Origin of the sequence: Streptomyces tyrfis (assembly GCF_037034285.1) — a bacterium.
GTDB lineage: Bacteria > Actinomycetota > Actinomycetes > Streptomycetales > Streptomycetaceae > Streptomyces.
Genome location: NZ_JBAGJZ010000011.1, coordinates 37,075 through 59,313, shown reverse-complemented (window position 1 = coordinate 59,313; position 22,239 = coordinate 37,075). Strand labels below are relative to the sequence as shown.

Annotated in this window: 20 protein-coding genes; 11 read left to right on the top strand and 9 right to left on the bottom strand. The window is 72.8% G+C overall.

Annotation, left to right across the window (positions count from 1 at the left end; genetic code table 11):
- Positions 1-111: 111 nt before the first annotated feature.
- On the bottom strand, positions 112-1,329 hold the full coding sequence (locus tag WA762_RS10955; protein WP_335935227.1) for an MFS transporter: 1,218 nt from the start codon (positions 1,327-1,329) through the stop codon (positions 112-114).
- A 187-nt stretch (positions 1,330-1,516) separates the two neighbouring features.
- Here WA762_RS10955 and WA762_RS10950 point away from each other — a divergent pair, with 187 nt between their 5' ends.
- On the top strand, positions 1,517-2,206 hold the full coding sequence (locus WA762_RS10950; RefSeq protein ID WP_335935226.1) for a FadR/GntR family transcriptional regulator: 690 nt from the start codon (positions 1,517-1,519) through the stop codon (positions 2,204-2,206).
- Between the two features lie 186 nt (positions 2,207-2,392).
- Here WA762_RS10950 and WA762_RS10945 read toward each other — a convergent pair whose 3' ends face one another.
- Together WA762_RS10945 and WA762_RS10940 are read right to left on the bottom strand one after the other, a co-directional pair.
- Complete coding sequence (locus tag WA762_RS10945; RefSeq protein ID WP_335935224.1) at positions 2,393-3,793, bottom strand: NAD(P)/FAD-dependent oxidoreductase; 1,401 nt, start codon at positions 3,791-3,793, stop codon at positions 2,393-2,395.
- A gap of 175 nt (positions 3,794-3,968) precedes the next feature.
- Positions 3,969-4,700, bottom strand: a complete 732-nt coding sequence (locus WA762_RS10940) for a rhomboid-like protein (protein ID WP_335935417.1) — start codon at positions 4,698-4,700, stop codon at positions 3,969-3,971.
- 33 nt (positions 4,701-4,733) lie between these two features.
- Here WA762_RS10940 and WA762_RS10935 point away from each other — a divergent pair, with 33 nt between their 5' ends.
- From WA762_RS10935 to WA762_RS10925, 3 genes are all read left to right on the top strand, one after another.
- Positions 4,734-5,813 (top strand): aminoglycoside phosphotransferase family protein, encoded by a 1,080-nt coding sequence (locus WA762_RS10935; RefSeq protein WP_335935222.1) that lies wholly within the window; start codon positions 4,734-4,736, stop codon positions 5,811-5,813.
- A 76-nt stretch (positions 5,814-5,889) separates the two neighbouring features.
- The gene (locus tag WA762_RS10930) at positions 5,890-6,369 is read left to right on the top strand and encodes a GNAT family N-acetyltransferase (protein ID WP_335935220.1); all 480 of its coding nucleotides are present in this window, start codon (positions 5,890-5,892) and stop codon (positions 6,367-6,369) included.
- A gap of 91 nt (positions 6,370-6,460) precedes the next feature.
- Entirely contained in the window at positions 6,461-7,138 is a 678-nt protein-coding gene (locus WA762_RS10925; protein ID WP_335935218.1) for a pentapeptide repeat-containing protein, read from the top strand.
- A 161-nt stretch (positions 7,139-7,299) separates the two neighbouring features.
- On the opposite strand, the gene WA762_RS10920 is transcribed toward WA762_RS10925, so the two are convergent.
- Positions 7,300-7,797, bottom strand: a complete 498-nt coding sequence (locus WA762_RS10920) for a hypothetical protein (protein ID WP_335935216.1) — start codon at positions 7,795-7,797, stop codon at positions 7,300-7,302.
- Positions 7,798-7,905: 108 nt separating this feature from the next.
- On the opposite strand from WA762_RS10920, the gene WA762_RS10915 reads away from it, so the two are divergent.
- Positions 7,906-8,166, top strand: a complete 261-nt coding sequence (locus WA762_RS10915; RefSeq protein WP_335935215.1) for a hypothetical protein — start codon at positions 7,906-7,908, stop codon at positions 8,164-8,166.
- Here WA762_RS10915 and WA762_RS10910 read toward each other — a convergent pair.
- Both WA762_RS10910 and WA762_RS10905 read right to left on the bottom strand, forming a co-directional pair.
- Entirely contained in the window at positions 8,155-8,784 is a 630-nt protein-coding gene (locus WA762_RS10910; RefSeq protein WP_335935214.1) for a response regulator transcription factor, read from the bottom strand. The two genes, WA762_RS10915 and WA762_RS10910, sit on opposite strands and share 12 nt — an antisense overlap.
- Positions 8,781-10,115, bottom strand: coding sequence for a sensor histidine kinase (locus WA762_RS10905; protein ID WP_335935416.1), 1,335 nt, complete (start codon positions 10,113-10,115; stop codon positions 8,781-8,783). The genes WA762_RS10910 and WA762_RS10905 overlap by 4 nt, the downstream gene beginning before the upstream one ends.
- 530 nt (positions 10,116-10,645) lie before the next feature.
- Between WA762_RS10905 and WA762_RS10900 the strand changes: the two genes are divergently transcribed.
- From WA762_RS10900 to WA762_RS10885, 4 genes are all read left to right on the top strand, one after another.
- Positions 10,646-11,206 carry a GlcG/HbpS family heme-binding protein gene (locus WA762_RS10900; RefSeq protein ID WP_335935213.1) on the top strand — a complete coding sequence of 187 codons (561 nt, stop codon included), beginning with the start codon at positions 10,646-10,648 and terminating at the stop codon, positions 11,204-11,206.
- A 368-nt stretch (positions 11,207-11,574) separates the two neighbouring features.
- Positions 11,575-12,171: an ankyrin repeat domain-containing protein gene (locus WA762_RS10895; RefSeq protein ID WP_335935212.1), complete on the top strand. Its 597-nt coding sequence runs from the start codon at positions 11,575-11,577 to the stop codon at positions 12,169-12,171.
- 50 nt (positions 12,172-12,221) lie between these two features.
- A complete protein-coding gene (locus WA762_RS10890; protein ID WP_443080563.1) occupies positions 12,222-13,643 on the top strand; it encodes a hypothetical protein in 1,422 nt (473 codons plus the stop codon).
- Positions 13,644-14,374: 731 nt separating this feature from the next.
- Complete coding sequence (locus tag WA762_RS10885) at positions 14,375-15,760, top strand: M1 family metallopeptidase (RefSeq protein WP_335935211.1); 1,386 nt, start codon at positions 14,375-14,377, stop codon at positions 15,758-15,760.
- 168 nt (positions 15,761-15,928) lie between these two features.
- Here the strand turns inward: WA762_RS10885 and WA762_RS10880 are convergent, their stop codons facing one another.
- Together WA762_RS10880 and WA762_RS10875 are read right to left on the bottom strand one after the other, a co-directional pair.
- A complete protein-coding gene (locus WA762_RS10880; RefSeq protein ID WP_335935210.1) occupies positions 15,929-17,509 on the bottom strand; it encodes a M4 family metallopeptidase in 1,581 nt (526 codons plus the stop codon).
- A gap of 482 nt (positions 17,510-17,991) precedes the next feature.
- On the bottom strand, positions 17,992-18,567 hold the full coding sequence (locus WA762_RS10875) for a TerD family protein (protein ID WP_335935208.1): 576 nt from the start codon (positions 18,565-18,567) through the stop codon (positions 17,992-17,994).
- 271 nt (positions 18,568-18,838) lie between these two features.
- Here WA762_RS10875 and arfB point away from each other — a divergent pair, with 271 nt between their 5' ends.
- Complete coding sequence (arfB, locus tag WA762_RS10870) at positions 18,839-19,273, top strand: alternative ribosome rescue aminoacyl-tRNA hydrolase ArfB (RefSeq protein WP_335935206.1); 435 nt, start codon at positions 18,839-18,841, stop codon at positions 19,271-19,273.
- Positions 19,274-19,523: 250 nt separating this feature from the next.
- On the opposite strand, the gene WA762_RS10865 is transcribed toward arfB, so the two are convergent.
- On the bottom strand, positions 19,524-20,030 hold the full coding sequence (locus WA762_RS10865; RefSeq protein ID WP_335935204.1) for a flavin reductase family protein: 507 nt from the start codon (positions 20,028-20,030) through the stop codon (positions 19,524-19,526).
- A 512-nt stretch (positions 20,031-20,542) separates the two neighbouring features.
- On the opposite strand from WA762_RS10865, the gene cdgB reads away from it, so the two are divergent.
- Entirely contained in the window at positions 20,543-22,195 is a 1,653-nt protein-coding gene (gene cdgB / locus WA762_RS10860; RefSeq protein WP_335935202.1) for a diguanylate cyclase CdgB, read from the top strand.
- Positions 22,196-22,239: the final 44 nt, after the last annotated feature.

Below are 22,239 nucleotides of genomic sequence, written 5' to 3'. Positions count from 1 at the left end.
GGTAGGACCGGGCTCGTACGGGGCTCGGCGGTAGGACCGGGCCCGTACGGGGCTCGGCGGTAGGACCGGGCCCGTACGGGGCTCGGCCCCGGGCCCGGGTCCGTACCGGGCTCAGTCGCGCGCCCGGGAAGTGGTCAGGGACAGCCCGACGGCGAGTTGGAGAACGGCGAGCGCGATCAGCAGGGCGAGCGGAAGATCCCAGCCACCAGTGGCCGAGCGCAGCAGCCCGACGCAGAACGGGCCGGCCGAGGCCACCAGATAGCCGGTGCTCTGCGCGAACGTCGACAGCGCCGCCGTCTCCCGCGCGCTGCGCCCGCTGGTCCCGATGATGGCCAGGACCAGCGGGAACGCCCCCAGACCGAGGCCGGTCAGTACGGCCCAGAGCGCGGGCAGGGCGAGCGGCGCGCACAGCAGACCGAGGTATCCGGCCACGAGGGCGGCTCCGACGACGACGAACGCCGTCCGCAACCGCCCGGGCCCCTTGGTCAGCGGCATCAGCGCGAACGTCGAGGGGATGCCCACGAGCAGGGTCAGGCCCAGCAGGCTGCCGGCCTGCGCGGACGACATCCCCCGGTCGGTGAGCATGCTGGGCAGCCAGCCGATCACCGCGTAACTGCTCAGCGACTGCAGTGCGAAGAACGCCGTGACCAGCAGCCCGAACCTGGTCCGCCCCATGCTCCAGGCCGAGACGTCCCCGGCGTCGGCCGCCCCGTGCGCCGTGGACTCCCGCGCTCCGCGGCCCGCCACGGCCCACACCGCGAGCGCGAGCAGGGCGGGCAGCGCCCAGACCGCCAGCCCCGGCGCCGGCCCGCCCACGAGGTCGGCGACCGGGACCGCGGCCGCGGCGGCCACCGCCGAGCCGAGGGCCATCGTGGTGGTGTACAGCCCGGTCAGCAGGGCGACGCGGTGCGGGAAGCGCGCCCTGACGACGGCGGGGAGCAGCACGTTGCACAGCGCCAGCCCGGCCGCGCCGAGCAGCGTCCCGCCCAGCAGCGCCGTCGTGCCGGGCGCCGCGCGTACGGCCACGCCCGCGCACAGCGCCGTCAATGCCAGCAGGACGGCCCGCTCGACACCCAGGCGCCGGGCCAGCATGGCGCCGCAGGCCCCCACCGCCGCGAAGCAGAGGGTCGGCAGCGTCGGCACCAGCGCGGCCGTCACCGGGCCGAACCCCGCCCGTTCCCGCAGCGGCTCCAGCAGTGCCGACGCGCTGCTGATGCTCAGCCGGAGATTGAAGGCGATCAGCACGATGCCGAGGCCGGTGAGCCAGGCGCCGCGGGCACGGGGGGAGAGCGAACGGGCGCGTTCGGCGGAGCTACGGGTCAGAGACATTCATCAAACGTAAGACGTCTGACCTTTGATGTCCAATGATCAGAGGTACGCTGCTCTCCCGGCCCATGAGGCAGTGCGCCCCATGCGTCCACGAGTCCATGCGTGCGTCCATGTGTCCGTGCGCATGTGCGCATGTGCGTCTGTACGTCGGCAGCGGTCCGGATACCGACCTGTGAGGGGAGTCGTCATGGCCCTGGCCTCGGCCCGTCGTACCGCGCTGGTCGACGACGTGATCGCGAGTCTGCGGGACGAGATCACGTCCGGGCGCTGGCCGGTCGGCTCCCGGATCCCGGCCGAACCCGTGCTCATCGAGCAGCTCGGGGTGGCCCGCGGCACCCTGCGCGAGGCCGTCCGGGCTCTGGCCCATGCCGGGCTGCTCCAGGTCCGGCAGGGCGACGGCACCTATGTGCGTGCCACCAGCGAACTCTCCGGCGCGGTCCAGCGGCTCGACAGCGGACTGGGCGATGTCCTCGAAGTGCGTCAGGCCCTGGACGCGCAGGCCGCCCGCCTGGCCGCGGACCGCATCACCCCGGAGCGGCTCGGCGATCTGGCGGCCCTGCTCGTCCGGCGTGCCGACGCCTGGCGGCGGGGCGACCGCGAGGCGTGGATCGAGGCCGACCGCTCCTTCCACCAGGCCGTCGCCGACGCCTCGGGCAACGCCCTTCTGAGCGATCTCTACGACGCCCTCGGCCCGTCCCTGTACCGCTCGATGGCCGCGCACTGGTCGGAGGACGGGTTCGAGGGCGCGGACCCCCGAGGCCATGAAGACCTGCTGGACGCGCTCCGCGCCGGCGACGCCGAGCGCGCCGCCCGCAGCGCCACCGGCAACATCGACGCCACCGCCCACTGGCACTCCGCGCGGCCGCCGCACGCGTGATGCGGGCGCGCGGGCGCTTCACGTGCGACCTGCGGACGGCGTGCGCGTGCCTCCGTACGGGCGCTTCGCGTGCGACCCGCGCCGCGCGCGACGGCGCGCGCCTCCCCGTACGGGCGCCCCGGCGCCCGCCTGGCCGCCCGCCCCGGTGCTCGCCTGGCACCCGCCCCGGCGCCGTCCGGCCCGTCGTCAGTGCCGGCCGGCCAGTCGGTCGGCGGCCTTCGCCACGGGGTCGGTGTCCGCTCGGGACGAGGCGAGTTCGCGGCGGTCGGCGGCACGGTAGGCGGCGTACATGCTGTGCACGCCGAGCCAGCGGAAGGGTTCGGGCTCCCACTTGCGGACCTTGTGGCCGACCCACGGCAGCGTGGTCAGCTCCGTCGGGCCGGACTGGCCGGAGTCCTGCTGGATCAGGTCGCGCAGGGTGCGCGCGGCGAGGTTGGCGGTGGCGACGCCGGAGCCGACGTAACCGCCCGCCCAGCCGAGACCGGTGGAACGGTCCAGGGTGACGGTGGCGCACCAGTCGCGGGGCACGCCGAGGACGCCGGACCAGGCGTGGTCGATGCGGACGCCCGCGGTGACCGGGAAGAGCCGGACGAGGATGTCGCGGAGCGCCTCGATGGTGGCGGCCTGGGTGCGGCCGTCGTTGTCGGTGGCCGAGCCGTAGCGGTACGGGACGCCGCGCCCGCCGAGCGCGATGCGGTCGTCGGCGGTGCGCTGGGCGTACATATAGGCGTGGGCCAGATCGCCGAGGGTCTCGCGGCCCTCCCAGCCGATGGCGTCCCAGACGGACCGCGGCAGCGGCTCGGTGGCGATCATGGACGAGTTCATGGGGAGCCAGGTGCGTCTGTGGCCCTTGAGCTTCGCGGTGAAGCCCTCGGTGCAGCGCAGGATGTACGGGGCGCGGACGGTGCCGTACGGGGTGCGGGCGTGCTTGGGCTCGATGGCGGTGACCGGCGTCGACTCGTGGATCGTGACGCCGAGCGCCTCGACGGCCGCCGCCAGGCCCGTGACGAGCTTGACCGGGTGCAGTCGGGCCCCGTGCGGGGTCCAGGTGGAGCCGACGGCTCCGGTGACGTTGACGCGTTCGGCGGTCTCGCGGGCGCCGCGCAGCACGCGGTCCGTCTCACCGAAGGCGGTCTCCGCGGAGTGGAAGTCCTTCAGTCGTGCCAACTGGGCCGGCGTGTAGGCGACTTCGAGGACCCCTCCCTGGTGGATGTCGGCGTCGATGCCCTCCTCGGCGGCGACGCGCACGACCTCGTCGACGGTGCCGTTCATCGCCTGCTGGAGCCGGACGGCTGCCTCGTGGCCATGGAGCTTCGCGTAACGGTCGCGCCCGGCGATGCCGTTGTAGAGCCAGCCGCCGTTGCGCCCGGAGGCGCCGTAGCCGCAGAACCGGGCTTCGAGGACGGTGATGTTGAGGAAGGGGACCGCCTTCTTGAGGTAGTACGCGGTCCAGAGCCCGGTGTAGCCGCCGCCCACGATGCAGACGTCGGCGCTGCCGTCGCCGGGCAGGGGTTCGCGGGCGACGGGGGTGCCCCGGTCCGCGTACCAGAAGGATATGCCGCCGTTGACGGTGCTGACGGTGCTCATGCTGTCCCTGCTTCGTCCGGTGTGAAGACCTGTGTGTGAAGACCTGTGTGAAGACTTGTGTGTCAAGGCCCGCGTGTGAAGGCCCGCGGTGAAGACCTGTGGTGGGGTGGCGCGGCCGCCGGGCCCGGGGGAAGGCGGCCGTCCGGTGTTTTCTGCGGTTTTCTCCGGGCGGACGTTACTGCGCGCGGGGGGTTCTCGTCCCGTGCCGGGGCCGGGTCGCCGGGTGGTTCGTCCCGTGCCGGGCCCTGGTCAGCGGGTAGCAGGCGAGGCCGATGAGCACGGCGGTGAAGTGGCCGAGGTCGGTGAAGCTGCGGCCGGTGATGAGCGGGACGCCGTAGAAGACGACGACGGCGAAGAGGTACACGTGCCGCCAGGGCGGCGGGACGCGGTAGGTGAGAACGGCCACGACGCCCGCGAGCGCGTAACTGACGCCGACGTCGAGGGTGTTGGCAGCGGCCGGCGGCACGTGTCCGTGCCGGATCGCCCAGGCCAGTACGCCCTCGCTGACGAGCGTGGCCAGGACATGGGCGGCGATGGCGACGGCGAGCCAGCGCAGGGTGCCGAGCCAGCGTTCGGCGGGGGCGTGGAAGACGGTGTAGAGGACGGCGTACGGGGCCCACAGCCCGTTGTCGATCCAGAAGGCGCTGGCGATCAGCACGCGCACGGGGTCTTCGGAGAGCTCGTGGATGTTGGTGGACCGCTGGCGCAGGAAGTCCGCTTCGAAGCGCGGTGACATCTGGTGCACGATCACGGTGGTGACGAAGAGCGCGGTCAGCCAGAGATAGGTGCCGGGGGCACTGCGGATCCAGGCCCCGGCGCGGCGGAGCCAGGGGCCCGCGGCGCGGAGCCACGAGGCGGGGGCGGTGGGGCGTGGCCGGGTGGGCGGGGCGGGGCTGCTCGGGGCCATATCCGATTGACGCACGGTTCTACGATTGTCGGCGTGATCGACATCCCGGACGAACTGATCGCCACCCAGTCCAAGTACAACGGGGATGCCGGGCGGGCCTTCCTCGCGGCGCTGCCGGAACGGGCCGTCGGGTTCCTGGAACGGTGGGGGCTGCGGCGGGACGGCGCGGCGCGCCACGGGGTGTGCGCGCTGGTGCTTCCGGTGGTGCGGGAGGCGGACGGCCGGCGGGCGGTGCTGAAGCTCCAGCCGGTGGACGAGGAGACGGCGGGGGAACCGGTCGCGCTGCGGGCGTGGGCCGAGGCGGGCGCGGGGGCCGTGGAACTGCTGGACCACGACCCGGCGACGGGGACGATGCTGCTGGAACGGCTGGACGCCGGGCGTCCGCTGACCGCCCTGCCGGATGCGCGGGAGGCGGTCCGGGTGCTGGCCGGGCTGCTGGCCCGGTTGTCGTCCGTGCCTGCGCCGCCGGGGTGCGGGCTGCGGCGGCTCGGGGATGTCGCGGCGCGGATGCTGGAGGAGGCGCCGGGCGCGGCGGCGGCGCTGGCGGACGCGGGGGAGCGGCGGCTGCTGGCGGACTGCGCGGCAGCGGTGCGGGAGGTCGCGGGGGAGCCCGGGGACCGGCTGCTGCACTGGGACCTGCACTACGGGAACGTCCTGGCGGGCGAGGCGGGCGAGGCGGGCGAGGCGGGCGAGGCGGGCGAGGCGGGCGAGGCGGGGGAGATGGACGAGGCGGGCGGCGGCCGGAGGACAGCGGCCGATGGCCGTCGGGCGACGGATGATCGTCGGGCGGCGGGTGGTCCCCGGGAGAAGACTCACCGCTGGGTGGCGATCGATCCGAAGCCGTTGATCGGTGATCCGGGGTTCGAGCTGCTTCCGGCGCTGGTCAACCGCCCCCAAGCCCTGGAGGGACAGGGAGGGGCCCCCTCCGACGCGGCGTCGGTGCGCTGGCGGTTCGATCTGCTGACGGAGACGCTGGGCCTGGACCGGGCGCGGGCGCGGGCCTGGACCCTGGGGCGGCTGCTGCAGAACGGACTGTGGGCCGTCTCGGACGGGGAACGGCGGCTGGAGCCGGAACAGGCCGAGATCGCGCGGCTGCTGCTGGGGCGCACCTGACGAGTCCCCGCGGCGGGGAGGGGGCGTGCGGGGGGCGCGGGATGGCGGTGTCCCCGGTCGTGCTTACGCTGCCCTCATGATTCGTACCGCGACACCTGACGACGTCCCCGTCATCCACGCCATGATCCGCGAACTGGCCGACTACGAGAAGGTCCTGCACGAGGCGAAGGCCACCGAGGAGCAGCTGCACGAGGCGCTGTTCGGCGAGCGGCCCGCCGCCTACGCGCATGTCGCGGAGTCGGACGAGGATGGCGAGGCGGTGGGATTCGCGCTGTGGTTCCTGAACTTCTCCACCTGGCGCGGGGTGAGCGGCATCTACCTGGAGGACCTGTACGTACGGCCGGAGCGGCGGGGCGGCGGGCACGGGAAGGCGCTGCTGACGGAGCTGGCGCGGATCTGCGTGGAGCGCGGCTACGGGCGTCTGGAGTGGTCGGTGCTGGACTGGAACGCCCCGTCCATCGCCTTCTACGAGTCGCTGGGCGCGCGGCCGCAGGACGAGTGGACGGTGTACCGGCTGACGGACGAGGCGCTCGCCGAGCTCGGCGCCGCCCGGTAGGGGCGCTTCCGGTCCCGTGTCGTCCGGTCCCTGACCTGGGGCGCCTCAGGGCGGGCCCGCGACTGTCAGTGGGGTGGTCCACGATGGGGGCATGGCACGAGGCAACACGAAGAAGGGGGCCGTCGCGGCCGCCCGACGTCCGGAGGTACGGCTTCCGCCGCTGGTTCCGTTCGACGGGAAGGGGCTGGAGCCGGACGGCGACTACGACGGTCTCCGCTTCGACGGGACGGACCTCGCGGACCAGTCGGGTCCGGGCGCGCGGTTCATGGACTGCGCCCTGGACGGCTGCGCGCTGGACGGCGCGGGCCTGGCCCGGGCCCGTTTCATCGACTCGGTGCTGACGGGCGTCCGGGGCGTGGGCACCGACCTCGCGGGCGCGTCGCTGCGGGACGTGGAGGTGACGGACGCCCGGCTCGGCGGGGTGCAGCTGCACGGCGCCGCGCTGGAGCGGGTGCTGGTGCGCGGCGGGAAGATCGACTACCTGAATCTGCGGAAGGCGCGGCTGAAGGACGTGGTCTTCGAGGGCTGCGTGCTGTCCGAGCCGGATTTCGGGGACGCACACCTCGTACGGGTGGAGTTCCGTGACTGCGTGCTGAGACGGGCCGACTTCAGCTCCGTACGGATGGAGTCGGTGGACCTGCGGACGGCTGCGGAACTGGACATCGCCCGGGGCGTGGAGCGGCTGGCGGGAGCGGTGATCAGCCCGGCGCAGCTGATGGACCTGGCGCCGGCGTTCGCGGCGCAGATCGGGGTGCGCGTGGAGGCGTAGGCGGGCCGGGCGAACGGCCCGGAGAGCGAACGGTCCGGAGAACGGACGGTGCGGGAAGCCAACGGTCCGGAGAGCGAACGATCTGGACGCGTCCGGACGAGTCCGGACCGTATGGGCGAGGCGGCGGTGGGGGGGGGCGGAGCCGGGGGCGGGCCCGGGGGTCAGATCCTGGGGAAGCGGGCCTGGAGGTCCCAGATCGCCGGGTTGTCCGCGAGGCCCTCGTGCATGTCGCAGAGGTCCGCGATCAGATCGTGCAGGAAATCGCGGGCCTCGCGGCGCAGTACCGCGTGGCCGAAGGTGAGCGGGGGCTCGTCGCCGGGCATCCAGTCGGCCTCGACGTCCACCCAGCCGAAGCGGCGCTCGAAGAACATCCGGTCGGACGACTCCGTGAAGTCCAGCTCGGCGTACTGCCGCTCGTGCGAGCGGCTGCCGCGCGGGTCCTGGTCGATCTGCTCGACGATGTCGCACAGGGCCCATGCGAAGTCGAGCACCGGCACCCATCCCCAGGCTGTGGACAGTTCGCGGTCCGCCTCGGTGTCCGCGAGATAGACGTCCCCGGAGAACAGGTCATGCCGCAGGGCGTGGACGTCCGCGTGGCGGTAGTCGGTCTGCGGAGGGTCGGGGAAGCGCCGGGAGAGGGAGTAGCCGATGTCGAGCACGGTTCGATGGTGTCATGCCGTCGGCCCCGTCAATGTCGCGGCGTCGAACTCCTTCGATCAGGCGATTTAAGGGGAAAATGTCTTTCGGCACGTGCCAGAAGCATATTTTTGAAGCCCCTGGCTGTGGCGCTCAGGGCCACGGATGCCGATGCTGCGGCGGTCTTCGCCGAATTCACCGAGGCCGGTCTCGGAGACACGCGAGCCCGCAAGATCTGGAGGGATCTGATGAGCACGAGTCTCAGCCATTTCCGCGGCATCGTCGCCGAGAGTTTCCGCGACGAGGGGCGTGTAGAAGGACGTGAACGTGTAGAAGGACGTGAAGAGGGGCGCGAGGAGGGGGTCGCGAAGGAGCGGGGGTTACGGCAGTAGCCGCTGTTCCTTCGCGACGGCCACGGCGCCCGCCCGGGTGTCGACGCCGAGTTTGTCGTAGATGCGGCCGAGGTGGGTCTTGACCGTGGCCTCGCTGATGAACAGGGCGCGGGCGATGTCCCGGTTGCCGAGGCCCTGGGAGAGCTGGGCCAAGATGTCGAGTTCTCGGCCGGTGAGCGTGGGCCGGGGCCGGCGCATCCGGGCCATGACCCGGTCGGCCACGGGCGGGGAGAGCGTGGTGCGGCCCTGGGCGGCCGAGCGGATCGCGGCGAAGAGTTCCTCCGGGCGTTCCGCCTTCAGCAGGTAGCCGGTGGCGCCCGCCTCGATGGCCCGGGTGATGTCGGCGTCCGTGTCGTACGTGGTGAGGACGAGGACGCGGACGCCCGTGGCGGCGATGCGGCGGGTGGCTTCCGCCCCGTCGATGCCCCGGCCCAGCTGAAGGTCCATCAGCACCACGTCGGGGGTGAGCTTGTCGGCCAGGGCGACGGCCTCCTCGCCGCTGCCCGCCTCGCCGACCACCTCGATGTCCGGTTCGCTCCCGAGGAGGGCGAGCAGTCCGGCGCGTACCACCGCATGGTCGTCGCAGAGCAGGATGCGTACGGGCGGCGTCGCCGTCATGCGGGGTCCTCCGGGGCGGAGGAGGGGGAGAGGGAGGGAGAAGAAGGGGGAGGGGAAGAGGAAGGGGCGAGGCCCGGGGCGGCTGCGGATGCTGCGTCCGGGAAGGGGGAGGGGGAGGGGAACGGGACGGCGGCGGACAGCACCGTGCCCTCGCCGGGCGCCGACTCGATCGTCAGCGTCCCGCCGAGCTGCCGCAGCCGGGCGCGCATCGCGGGCAGCCCGTGACCGCGTACGCCCCCGGTGGCCGCGGTGTGCCCGGCCGGGCTGAAGCCCTGACCGTCGTCGGCCACGTCCAGCACGATCCGGTCGTCGAGATGGGTGAGGGTCAGCCGCGCCTCCGTGGCGTGCGCGTGCTCCCGCACATTGGCCAGCGCCCCCTGGGCGATCCGCAGCAGTGCGGACTGCAGCCGGTCGGGCAGCGCGGCGTGCCGTTCGCCCTCCACATGGCAGTGGACGGTGAGCCGCCCCTGGGCCTGTGCCGTCTCGCGGGCGGCCAGTGCGCGCAGGGCGGCTTCCAGACCGCCGCCCTCCGCGAGGTCGGCCGGTGCCAGGTCGTGGACGAAGCGGCGGGCCTCGGCGAGGTCGCGTCCGGCGATGGTCGTCGCCGTACGGACATGGCGACGGGCGGTCTCCGGGTCGGCGTCCCAGACGCGCTCGGCGGCCTGCAAGAGCATCTGCTGGCTGGACAGGCCCTGGGCGAGGGTGTCGTGGATCTCCATGGCGAGCCGCTGGCGTTCCGCGAGGGTGCCCTCGCGGCGCTCGGTGGCGGCGAGTTCGCGACGGGTGCGCAGCAGGGCGTCGATCAGTTCCCGTTGTTGTTCGGACAGCGCGCGCTGGTATTCGGTCTGGCGCCTCATATGGACGAACACCGCGGTCGCGACGGCGGCCACGGCGGGCGGGGCCAGCACCAGGTACGGGTCGAAGCCGCCGGCCAGCCGCAGCTGCGCGGCGACGACGAGCACGGTGAGCAGGGCGACCAGCGAGAACGCGGCGCGCGGCGGAAGGATGCGCAGCCCGGTGTAGAACAGCGGTACCGCGCACCACGCGAAGCTCGGCGCGAGGACGACCACCACCAGCCACACGGTGACCAGCGCCCCCAGCCACACCAGGTTGCGCGGTGTCGGACGCGAACCGAGCACCGGTCCCAGCACGTACAGCGCGGCCAGGGCCACGGACAGCGCGATGATCCACGGGGCGCGGGCCTCGCCGGGATGCCGCAACAGGAAACGGGTCAGCGAGGCGGCGAGCAGCAGGAAGAACGCGGCGTGCATCAGGAGCGTCAGCCGGCGGGCATGGGGCTCGCCGAGGCCGTATGCGTCGGGGATGTTCATGCGGTGCGCGCCGTGCGCGCCGGGGACGCCCGTGCAGTGCGCGCCGTGCGCGCCGGGGACGCCCATGCGGTGCGCGTCGTGGTCGTCGGGGACGTTCACGCGGTGCGCACTGGATATGCCGAGGCCGTCCGCGTCGGGTTCTCCGGGACCGCACGCGTCGGGTTCTCCGGGACTGCACGCGCCGGGGGCGCCGAAGCCGCCCGCGCGGGGGGCGTCCGGGCCGTCCGCACGGGCGGTGGCGCGTGGGCCGCCGGTACCGGGCGCCGGTCGGGTCCGGTGTTCCTCCACCTCGTACCCCTCGCTGCTCACCGTCGTCATCATCGCTTCTGACCTGCGCGGACACACCCATGGTCACCCCGAAAGGCCCTGCCCGCATCAACCGATCGGCCGATGGGGCCGTCGGCCGTTCCACGAGCCGGGTCGAGCCGGTCCGCCGACCGTACGGCCCCGGAAACGGCCGGAGGATCGGTGGCGGAGCGGGAGACGCCCGCCCGCCGTCGTCGAACGCGGCGAAGTCGAAGGAGTCCATCATGAAGAAGAAGCTGTCGCTGCGCGCCCGTGTTCTGACCGGTGCCGTCGCCGTGGCCGCCCTCGGCGCCGGAACCTTCGGTGCCATGTCCGCCAACGCGTCCGCCCCGGCCGCGGCCCCGGCCTCCACCGTTCAGGCCGACACGGCGAACCGGAACCTCCAGCAGACCTCCCACCTGACCGTGGCCGCCGCCACCAAGGCCGCGCAGGCGGCCCTCGACGCGGCGAAGAAGGAGAACCAGCGGGTCTCCGTCGCCGTCGTCGACCGCAACGGCAACACCATCGTCACGCTGCGCGGCGACGGGGCCGGCCCGCAGTCGTACGAGGCCGCGGCGAAGAAGGCCTTCACCGCCGTCTCCTGGAACGCGCCCACCTCGGAGCTGGCCAAGCGCCTGGCGCAGGCCCCGACCCTGAAGGACATCCCGGGCACCCTGTTCCTCGCGGGCGGCGCCCCGGTGCAGGTCAAGGGCGCCCCGGTGGCGGGCATCGGGGTGGCCGGCGCCCCCAGCGGCGACCTCGACGAGAAGTTCGCGGGCGTCGGCGTCGCCGCCCTCGCCCGGTAACCCGTTCGACTGCCGGCCGACGTGCCGCCCGGCTCGCGTCCGGCTCGCGCTCGGCTCGCGCCCGGACCGCGTCCGGACCGCGGCGGGTTCGCGCCCGGCTCGCGGTCGGTTTGCGGCGGGCCTGGGGCGGGCCTGGGGCGGCGATTTCCGGAGTGCGTGCGGAGACGGTGTTTCCAGGTGATCCGCCAGATGCCCCGGACGATTCGCCGGGTGCCCCGCGGGACAAGCGGAACGTCACGGGCGGTGGAGGCAATCCGGCAAAGCGGGAACGCCCTCCGACGCCAGGGCCTCTCGACAACGGGGGCTCGCTCCGGCACCGCGGGCTCCCGGCAAGCGCCAGGGAATCGACGAACAGGAGAGAGACGAACATGAACGCCCTCGACCGCGAACTGCTCGACGCCGCACGCACCGGCGACACCGACGGGGTGCGGGCCGCGATCGAGAGCGGAGCCCGCGTCGACTGCCGCGACGAGGAGTTGCGCACCCCGCTGCTCCTCGCCGTTCACGGAGATCATGTCGAGGCCGCCCGACTGCTGGTCGACGCGGGCGCGGACCCGAACGCCCAGGACCGGCGCGAGGACAGCCCCTGGCTCGCGACCGGGGTGACCGGCAGCGTCCGGATGCTGCGTGTCCTCCTGCCGGCCGGTCCCGATCTGACGCTTCCCAACCGGTTCGGCGGCACCGCCCTCATCCCGGCGAGCGAGCGCGGTCATGTCGCCTACGCGCGGGAACTCATCCAGGTCACGGACATCGACGTCGACCACGTCAACCGGCTCGGCTGGACGGCCCTCCTGGAGGCCGTGATCCTCGGCGACGGAGGCCTGGCGCACCAGGAGATCGTCGAACTCCTGCTGGCGGCCGGAGCGGACCCGGGGCTCCCGGACGGCGACGGCGTCACGGCCCTGGAACACGCGGAGCGCCGGGGCTTCGCGGAGATCGCCGCACTGCTACGGGCCGCGCGATGAAGCCGCGCCGGCCGGCGGCCGCGTTTCGCGCGGCGGCCGCGTCCCACACGATGAACGCGTCCCACACGATGAACGCGTCCCGCACGATGAACGCGCCCCGTGCGGTGAACGCGCCCCGTGCGGTGAACGCGCGTCGGGCGGTGAGCGGACGCCGGGCGGTGAGCGGACGCCGGGCGGTGGACGGACGCCGGGCGGTGGACGGACGCCGGGCGGTGAATGTGCGTCGGGCGGCGGTGGCCGTCGCCGCGGCGGCCGTGTTCGCGAGCTGCGCGACCGATACGCGCGCCGGTACGCACTCCGGTACGCAGAGCGGCGCACAGTCCGGCGCGCGCTCCGGCGTACGGGCCGAGGCATCGGCCGGAGCAGCCCCTTCCGAATCCCCGTCCCCGTCCCCGTCTCCGTCTCCGTCTTCGTCTTCGTCTTCGTCTTCGTCCCCGTCCCGCTCCCCGTCCCCCGCGACCCCGCACGGCACCCTTCTCGTGACGGACTTCGGGTCCGACACCGTGACGTTCGTCGACCCGGATCCGGAGCGCCGCCGGCACACGCTCGCTTCGGTCCGGGTCGGCACCGTCCCGTACGGGCTCGTCGTCGGTGACGACGGGCTGGCGTGGGTGGCGACCGCCGAGGGGGTCGCGGTCGTCGACACCGCGAACCGCACCCGCCTCGCCCGTATCCCGTACCGGACCCGGACCGGCCCGGTCACGACCGGCGAGTACCGGGGCGGCGGCATGGGGATCGCGCTGGCCCCGGACGGCCGCCGGGTCTACGTCGGCGTCAACGTCCCCGGCGGCGACGGCGTGCTGGAGGTCGTCGACACGGCGCGCCGCGAGGTCGTCGCCGCGGTCCGGGTCGGCCGTCGGCCCTTCGACGTGGACGTCTCGCCGGACGGCGGCGAGGTGTACGCCACCGGCCACGACTCCTTCGACGTCACGGCGGTCGACACCCGGACCCTCGGGACCCGCCGGTACGAGGTCGCCCCGTACGGCACCGAGGGCGGTCTCGGCTCCTGGCTGAAGCCGCACTACGCCGTTGTGCGCCCCGCCGACGGCCGGCTGCTGCTGCCGTTCGAGGGCGAGCGGCTCGTCGTCCTCGACCCGCGCAGCGGAAGGTCCACGATCGAGCCGATGACCGCCGACACCCACCAGCACGGCGCGACGATCACGCCCGACGGCACTCTGCTGGTCGTCGGCACCGGCCCGGTCGCCGCCGGGGACAGGGGACCGTCCCTGACCGTTCGCGCCCCCGACGGGTCCGAGCGCGTGGTGCCGCTGGACGGCCCGCACGAGGACGTGGCGGTCTCCGCAGACGGCCGCACGGCGTACGTCACCAAGGGCTTCACCCGCGACGGGTACGGGAACGGCCTCACCGTCGTCGACCTCACGGGGAAGCGGCCCCCGGCCGAGGTGGACGCTGGCTCCCGCCCCCTGGGCGTCGCCGTCCTCCGAGCCGGCGACGGCCCCTCGCTCCGATGACCGCTCCCCGCCTCGACGGCGGTCCTTCGCTCCGATGACTGCTCCCCGCCCCGACGGCGGCTCTCGCCCCGTGGAGGTCCCGATGGCCTCCCCGTATCCGCCACCCGTGTCACTCACGTCACCCCGGCGGTCGCGCGCACCGGGTGCTCCGCCATCCCGCACCTCGCCCGTTTCTTGTCCGTTCCTCACCCACGCCTCACCCGCGCCTGCCCCATGTCCGCCTCGTGTCCGCCTCATGTCCGCCCGCGCCGTCGCGTGGTGCGGCGTCGCATGACCGGCGAGATGTGGCGGGCGAGATGTGCCGGACCCGGCCTAGGATCGCGGGTGTGAATCAGCGAACATCCGTACGCATACGGATGCGTGCGCGTCGCGTGGCACGCGTACGCCGCACGGCGCGCGCACGTCGCGCAGGGCTTGCGCGCCGGGCCGGGAGTGCATGTCGCGCCGGGCTCATACGCCGCGCGGAGCTCGCGCGTCGCGCCGGGCTCATACGTCGGACAGTGCGCGCCTCACGCGCCTCACGCGCCTCACGCGCCCCGCGCGCCCCGTGCCCGGCACCGGGCACGGGCCCCGCAGCGGCCCCCGCCGGCCACAAGGCCCCCAGGGCCCGCGCACCCCGCACCCCTCGCACACCCCGCATAGCCCCCACACCCCGCACCGCTTGCACACCCCGTACCGCCCGCACACCCCGCACGGCCCCCAGCCCCACCACACCTCCCACCGGCCGCGCCGTGCGGGCCGCCGTCCTCGCGCTGCTGGTTCTGGTGTCCGTCACCGGCTGCACCGGCGTCGGCGGGGTCGAGGGCACCCCCGGCGCCTCCGGCCTCCGTGATCCGTACTTCCCGAAGCTCGGCAACGGGGGCTATGACGTCACGCACTACGATCTCGTGCTCGACGTCGACCCGGACGCCCACCGGCTGCGCGGCACCGCCGCCATCACCGCACGGGCCACCCAGGACCTCAGCGCCTTCAACCTGGACTTCGCCGGGCTCGGCGTGCGGTCCGCGACCGTCGAGGGCCGCCCGGCCGCCGTCAACCGGGCCGGCCACGAGCTGACGCTGCGCCCCGACGCCGGGATCGCGGACCGGCTCCGCGAGGGCCGGACCTTCCGCACGGTCGTCCGCTACTCCGGCTCGCCGGAGACCCTCACCGACCCGGACCGCTCGGAGGAGGGCTGGCTCAGGACGGCGGGCGGGGCGGTCGCGCTCGGTGAACCGGCCGGTGCCATGGCCTGGTTCCCCGGCAACAACCACCCGAGCGACAAGGCGACGTACGACATCACGGTCACCGTCCCCAAGGGCTTGACGGCCGTCTCCAACGGCGAACTGGTCTCCCGTACGACCGAGGGCGCCACCAGCACCTACCACTGGCACGTCGCCGAACCGATGGCCAGCTATCTCGCCACGCTCGCCGTCGGCCGCTTCGAGACGAGGGAGTCGACGACCCCGGACGGGATCAAGGTGTTCACCGCCGCCGAATCGACGGTGGCGGCTCGCAGCGCGGCGGTCCTGGCCCGGATTCCGAAGATCGTGGCGTGGGAGGCGGAACGATTCGGCCCGTACCCCTTCTCCGCCACGGGCGCGATCATCGGGCGGCAGGGGGACGCCGGTTACGCGCTGGAGACCCAGAACCGGCCGTACTTCCCGGGGCCGCCGTCCGTCGGGCTGCTGGTCCACGAGATGGTGCACCAGTGGTTCGGTGACTCCGTGACGCCCGCGAGCTGGCGCGACATGTGGCTCAACGAGGGGCTGGCGACCTACGCGGAGTGGCTGTGGGAGGACGACGAGAAGGGCGAACCGGTCCAGGGCCGCTTCGACGCCGCCTTCGACAACGACGACAACTGGGCCTTCCCGCCCGCCGATCCGCCGACGGCCGCGGACATCTCGCGGGCCCCGGTGTACGGGCGCGGCGCGATGGTCATCCACAAGATCCGGCAGGCCATCGGTGACGACGATCGATTCTTCGCGCTCGTGAAGGGCTGGACGAGGGCCCACCGGCACGGCAACGCCGCGACGGCCGACTTCACTTCCTACGTGGAGAGGACGACCGGCGAGGACTTCACGGAGCTGTGGAAGACCTGGCTGTACGGGGAGAGCCGGCCCGCCTCGAAGGACTGACCGGCTCCCGCTCCGCGGTGTTCTGCGTTCCGCTCTCTCATTCCCCTGCCGCGCGGAACCGAGTGGACCGCGCGGAACCGCGCGACCGTGCGCAACCACGTGGAACCGCGCGCTCGTGCGGGCTACGCGGAATCGCACGAATCGTACGGAACCGCGTGGCCCGGCGCGTTACTTCACGTTGACGCCGTCCCAGGCGGCGTTGACGGCGGCGAGCTCGTCGCTGTCCGCCCCGTACAGGTCGGTCGCGGCCTTCTCGGTCGCCGTGCGGGCGTCCGCGTAGTCGGTGCTGGACGTCATGTACTCGGCGAGTGCCTTGTACCAGATCTGGACGGCCTTGTCCCGGCCGATGCCGGTGACGGTCGAGCCGTCGACGGTCGGGGAGTCGTAGTCGACCCCGTTGATGGTCTTCTTCCCGCTGCCCTCGGCCAGCAGGTAGAAGAAGTGGTTGGCGACGCCGGAGGAGTAGTGGACGTCGAGGTTCCCGACGCTGCTGTCCCAGTAGTCCGCGGAGCCGCCGTCCTTGCTCGGCTTGTCCATGTAGCGCAGCGGGGTGCCGTCGCCGTTGATGTCGATCTCCTCGCCGATGAGGTAGTCCCCGACATCGGTGCTGTTGTCGGCGGAGAACTCCACGGCGGTGCCGAAGATGTCGCTGGTCGCCTCGTTCAGGCCGCCGGACTCGCCGTAGTAGTCGAGGTTGGCGGTGGACGCGGTCAGGCCGTGGCTCATCTCGTGGCCGGCGACGTCGAGGGCGGTGAGGGCGCTCTTGTTGCCGGCGCCGTCGCCGTACGTCATGCAGAAGCAGCTGTCGTCCCAGAACGCGTTGACGTACTCGTTGCCGTAGTGGACCCGCGAGTACGCGGCCTTGCCGTCACCGGCGATGCCGTCGCGGCCGAACGCCGACTTGTAGAAGTCCCAGGTCTTCGCCGCGCCGTAGGCGGCGTCGACGGCGGCGGTCTGGCGGTCGTTCCCGGTGCCGTCGCCCCAGGTGTCGTCGTCGTCGGTGAAGAGCGAACCGGTGCCGCTCTCACCCTGGTTGAGGTCGTACGTCTTGTGGCCGCCGCGGTCGGCGTCGGTCAGCTCGTAACCGGAACCGGTCTTGGTGGTGCTCAGCTCGACCTGGCCGCTGTACTGGCTGTTGCCGATGCCGGTCTCGATGGACTCGTACCGGCGGAGCTCCTTGCCGGTGTTCGCGTCGGTGATGATGTGCAGCCGGCTGGGCGTGCCGTCCTTCTGCTTCCCGGTCCGCACCGACTCGAAGGCCAGGACGGGCTTGTCGCCGCTCGCCCAGATGACCTTGCGGGCGCTCGCCGCGGTCTTGATCTTCGCCGTCGTCGACGGCACGGATATCCGGGCGTCCGTCGCCTTGGTGACGCCCTTGAGCCGTCCGTCGCGGGCGGTGTGGGTGACGAGGTCGCCGCCGAGGACCGGGAGGCCCGCGTAGGTGCGCTCGTAGCGGGTGTGGACGGTGCCGTCGGCGTCCTTGATCACGTCACGGGCGATCAGTTTCTCCTGGCCGCCGAGCCCGAGCGACTCGGCGGCCGAGGCGGCGTCGGCCTGGGCCGACGTGATGGCGGCGGTGCGGTGCGATGCGTTGTTCGCGCCGAAGGGGACGACGCTGCGAGTGGCGGAGAGGGAGGCGGATCCGTGGCCGGGCGCGGCGTTCGCCGCCCCGGTCTGGACTCCTACGACGACCATCGCGGCCACGGCGGCCAGGGCTGCGGCGCGACGGGTGTTCATGTGGGGGGTCATGCGTTCTCCGTTGCTCGTTCCGTGGGGGGTTACGAGCGGAGAGCGTGCCACCGAATGACCAAGATTGACGGTGCACTAACAAACACCTCACATTTTTTTGACCACTTCTTGTCCGACTGGGGTGCGTTCGTGTCCGTTATTCGGCGGTGTTCGGCGCGTTCTGATCGTTAGTCAGCAGTCAGCAGTCAGCAGTCAGCAGTCAGCAGTCAGCAGTCAGCAGTCAGCAGTCAGCAGTCAGCAGTCAGCAGCCATCGGTCATCGGTCACCGGCGCGGGCGCTGGCGCGGGCACCGTTCCGCGGGTGGACGCACGGGAGCCCCCGGCCGCAGGACGAGCGGCCGGGGGCTCCCGGTGTCTGCTGGATCCGGGCCCGCCGGACCCGGAGGCGTCGGACGCCGATGGGGCGTCAGACGCCGGGCGTCGGACGCCGGTGAGGCGTCAGGCGTCTCGGGCGTTGGGCGCGGACGTGGACGTGGACGGACGTCAGACGTTGACGCCGAAGTCCTGGGCGATGCCGGTCAGGCCCGAGGCGTAACCCTGGCCGACCGCGCGGAACTTCCACTCCGCGCCGTTGCGGTAGAGCTCGCCGAAGACCATGGCGGTCTCGGTGGCGGCGTCCTCGCTCAGGTCGTAGCGGGCGATCTCCGTGCCGCCGGCCTGGTTGACGATGCGGATGAACGCGTTGCGCACCTGGCCGAAGTTCTGGCTGCGGGTCTCGGCGTCGTAGATCGAGACCGGGAAGACGATCTTGTCGACCTCGGCCGGCAGGCCCGCCAGGTTGACGTTGATCTGCTCGTCGTCGCCCTCGCCCTGGCCCGTGACGTTGTCACCGGTGTGGACGATGGTCTGGTCCGGCGTCGACTTGTTGTTGAAGAAGACGAAGTGGCCGTCGGAGACGACCTTGCCCGCCTGGTTCACGGCGATGGCCGAGGCGTCGAGGTCGAAGTCGGTGCCGGTGGTGGTGCGGACGTCCCAGCCGAGGCCGACGGTGACGGCGGTCAGGCCCGGGGCCTCCTTGGTGAGGGAGACGTTGCCGCCCTTGGACAGGCTTACAGCCATGGGAAGTCCCTTTCATCGTCGAGTGCGGGCTTCATGCCATCACGAAGCTACCGTCACTGGTCATAACGCCGACAAGGGACTGGGAGGTTCCTTCCCCCTTTACTTTCTTTACCGAAGTCCCCCGGTCGGCCCGGGGCCATCCGGCCCTGCGCGCGGGCCCCGTGCGGGATGCCGCGCGGGGCGCCCGCACGGCGAAGGGGGGCGCCCGCACGGCGAAAGGGAGCGTCCGCACGGCAAAAGAAGGTGACGAACCCCCGGCGGAGCGAGGAACATGGGTGTCATGTCCGGGCCCCATGTCATCCGCGGCTCGGTCTCCCTGCCGGAGGCCGAGCTCATGTGGCGTTTCTCGCGGTCCTCCGGCCCCGGCGGTCAGCACGTCAACACCAGCGACTCCCAGGTCGAGCTGCGCTTCGACCTGGCGGCGACCGAGGCGCTCCCCGAGGTGTGGAAGGAGCGGGCGCTCCAGCGGCTGGCGGGCAGGCTCGTGGGCGGGGTCGTCACGGTACGGGCGTCCGAGCACCGCTCCCAGTGGCGCAACCGCGAGACCGCTCTGGTGCGGCTCGCCGCCCTGCTGGCCGAGGCCACGGCGCCGCCCCCCAAGCCGCGCCGCAAGACCCGTATCCCGCGTGGCATCAACGAACGCCGGCTGCGCGAGAAGAAGCAGCGCGGCGAGACGAAACGAGGCCGCTCCGGCCGCGACTGGTGACGGCCCGCGGCCGTCGAGCCGCCTGCCCGCCGAGCCCCGCCGGCCGAGCGTCTGCCCGCCGAGCCCCGCCGGCCGAGCGTCTGCCCGCCGAGCCCCGCCGGCCGAGCGTCTGCCCGCCGAGCCCCGCCGGCCGAGCGTCTGCCCGCTGAGTGTCTGCCCGCCGAGCGCCCGGCGGTCGAACTCTGGGCCGCCGAGCGTCCCCCGTTCCGGCCGTGGCACCCCCCCGGTGCCCCGCCCGCGCCGCGTCGGCTCAGCCCAACTGCCGGTAACGCCCGCGGAAGTACATCAGCGGCGACCCGTCCCCGCTGGGCAGGTCCGCGCTCAGCACACGGCCGATCACCAGGGTGTGGTCGCCCGCCAGGACCCGCTGCTCGGTGCGGCACTCCAGCGTGGCCAGCGCGCCGCCGACCAGCGGCGCGCCGGTGAACTCCCCGCGCCGGTAGGGGATGTCCTCGAACAGCAGCCGGTCGCTGATCCGGCCCTTCATCGCGAACCGCCCGGCGATGTGCCGCTGGCTCTCGGCGAGCACCGAGACCGCCCACAGCGGCTGCTCCGACAGCAGGTCGTCCATCCGTGAGTCGTTGCGCAGGCTGACCATGACCAGCGGCGGGTTCAGCGACACCGACATGAAGGCGGTCGCCGTCATCCCGACGTCCTCGCCGCGCCGGTCCTCGTCCAGCGGCGGCTCCTCGGCCGTGACCAGCACGACCCCTGCGGCCAGCCGGGACAGGGCGGCCCGGAACTCATCGTTGCTCACCCCCTCAGCATGGGGGACGAGGCCGGGGGTGACGGAACCGGAACGCGGCGCGGGACCGGGGAGCGGGGCGGAACCGGAGAGCGGGGCGGAACCGGAGAGCGGGGAGGGGGAGTCTGTCTGCAACACACCGCGCACGCTAACCGCGGCCGGCGCCCCGCCGCATCGGGCCAGGGGACCAGCCTGGTCCTAGGACCTGTCTTCGAACTGCCGTCGTTCGGCCGTGCCCGGGAGGGCCGCACGCCCTTCGCCGCGGCACCCGGATTTGCGTTCAGGAAAGGCCGGACTGCCCAGAGGCCGCTCCGGATTTCTTTACCATATCTTGTGACTTGAGTCACAGAGGGCGGTAATTGCTGACCCTGTGTACCGACGGATCAGCTCATTGTGATTCAGTGGCCGTGACACTTCAATGAGTAAGTCATCTAAGTGAGTCATCCAAGTACGTCGTCCAGGTACATAACCAAGTACGCCGATATGAACATGGAGTGCTGTCGAGGTCTCGGGGAGTGCGAGCAATGGAGGCCGAGTCGGAGCCGTATGTCCGTCTAGCGACGCTGCGGCAGCTGCACCAGGCCGTGGGTGAGCTCAACACGGCGCGGAGCCTGGCCGACACCCTGCAGACCGTGGCCGACGGAATCGTCTCGGGCCTCGGCTACGGACTGGCCTGCGTGAACCTGGTCCGCGCCGACGGGGACCTCGTCGTCGCCTCCTTCGCCGGCAACAGCGCCGCGGAGGCCCTGATCACCGGCCGCATCGGTTCGCGCGCCTCCTGGGAGCGCAGGCTGAACATGGGCGAGGCGTGGGACGAGCTCCGTTTCATCCCGTACACCGACGGCTGGGTCCTCCTCGACGACGACGTGCCGCAGTGGCACACCGAGGGCCCCGAGCCCCGCTTCGAGGACGAGTGGCACCCCCAGGACCGCCTCTACGCCCCGATGTACGCCCCCGGCGGCGGGCGCGACCGGCGCGATCTGCTGGGCGTCATATCCGTCGACCGCCCGCGCAACGGCCGCCGTCCCGGCGCCTGGGGCCGGGAGGCCCTCCAGATGTACGCGTCGCAGGCGGCCATTGCGATCAGCAACGCCCGGCTCAGAGCAAACATGCAGCGCGCCCTGGTCCGCCTGGAGCGGGAGCAGCAGGCGCTGCGGGCCAGCGAGGAGTCCTTCCGGCAGGCGTTCGAGTACGCGCCCAGCGGCATGGCCATCGCCGAGATGGGCGGCGACCAGCACGGCCGGCTGCTGCGCACCAACGACGCCCTGTGCCGGCTGCTCGGCCGCCCCGCGTCCGTGCTCCGCCGCTACTCCTTCGCCGATCTCGTCCACCCCGAGGACATCGGCACCCTGCTGCGCACCTCCGCCGAGGGCGGCCGCGCCGAGCTGCGCCTGGGGCGGCGGGACGGCAGCTATCTCTGGGTCTCGCTGCGCAACTCCGTGGTCGCCGACACCACGGACGGCCCGCGCTTCCTGCTCACCCACGTCGAGGACATAGAGGAGCGCAAGCGGCACGAGCTGCATCTCGCGCACCGGGCCTCGCACGACGCGCTCACCGGCCTGCCGAACAGCGCGGAGCTGCGCGCCCGGCTCAGCTCGCGGCTCTGCGAGCGCCCGGACTCGGTCGCCGCCGGCCCGGTGGAGGCGCTGGACGCGGCGTACGCCGACCCCGACGACCCGGACGCGCGGACGCACGGCTACGACGTGGACGCGGGGCTGGACGGCGGGTACGACCACCATGTGCACTCCGTGGCCCCGGACGGTGAGCAGGACGACGGGGCGAAGGGGCTCGCGGTCCTCTTCTGCGACCTCGACGGCTTCAAGTCGATCAACGACCGGTTCGGCCACCACACCGGTGACGCGGTGCTGATCGAGGTCGCCCGCCGCCTCAGCACCGGCGTCCGCGACGGCGACACCGTCGCCCGGCTCGGCGGTGACGAGTTCGTCGTCCTCGCCGACGGACTCGGCGCGGCGGACGCCGCCGACCTGGCCGTACGCCTGCGCAACGCGATCATTCCGCCGATCCGGGTCGACGGCCGGGCGGTGCGGGTCGGGGCGAGTTTCGGCATCGGCTGGGCCGCCTGCGGGATGTCCGTGGAAGAGGTGCTGGCCTCCGCCGATCAACGGATGTACGTGGAGAAGCGGTCCCGCTCGAAGGTCAACCGCAGGGCCGGCTGATGTTCACGGCGCCGACGCGGGCCCGCTCCGGCGCCGTTCCGGTC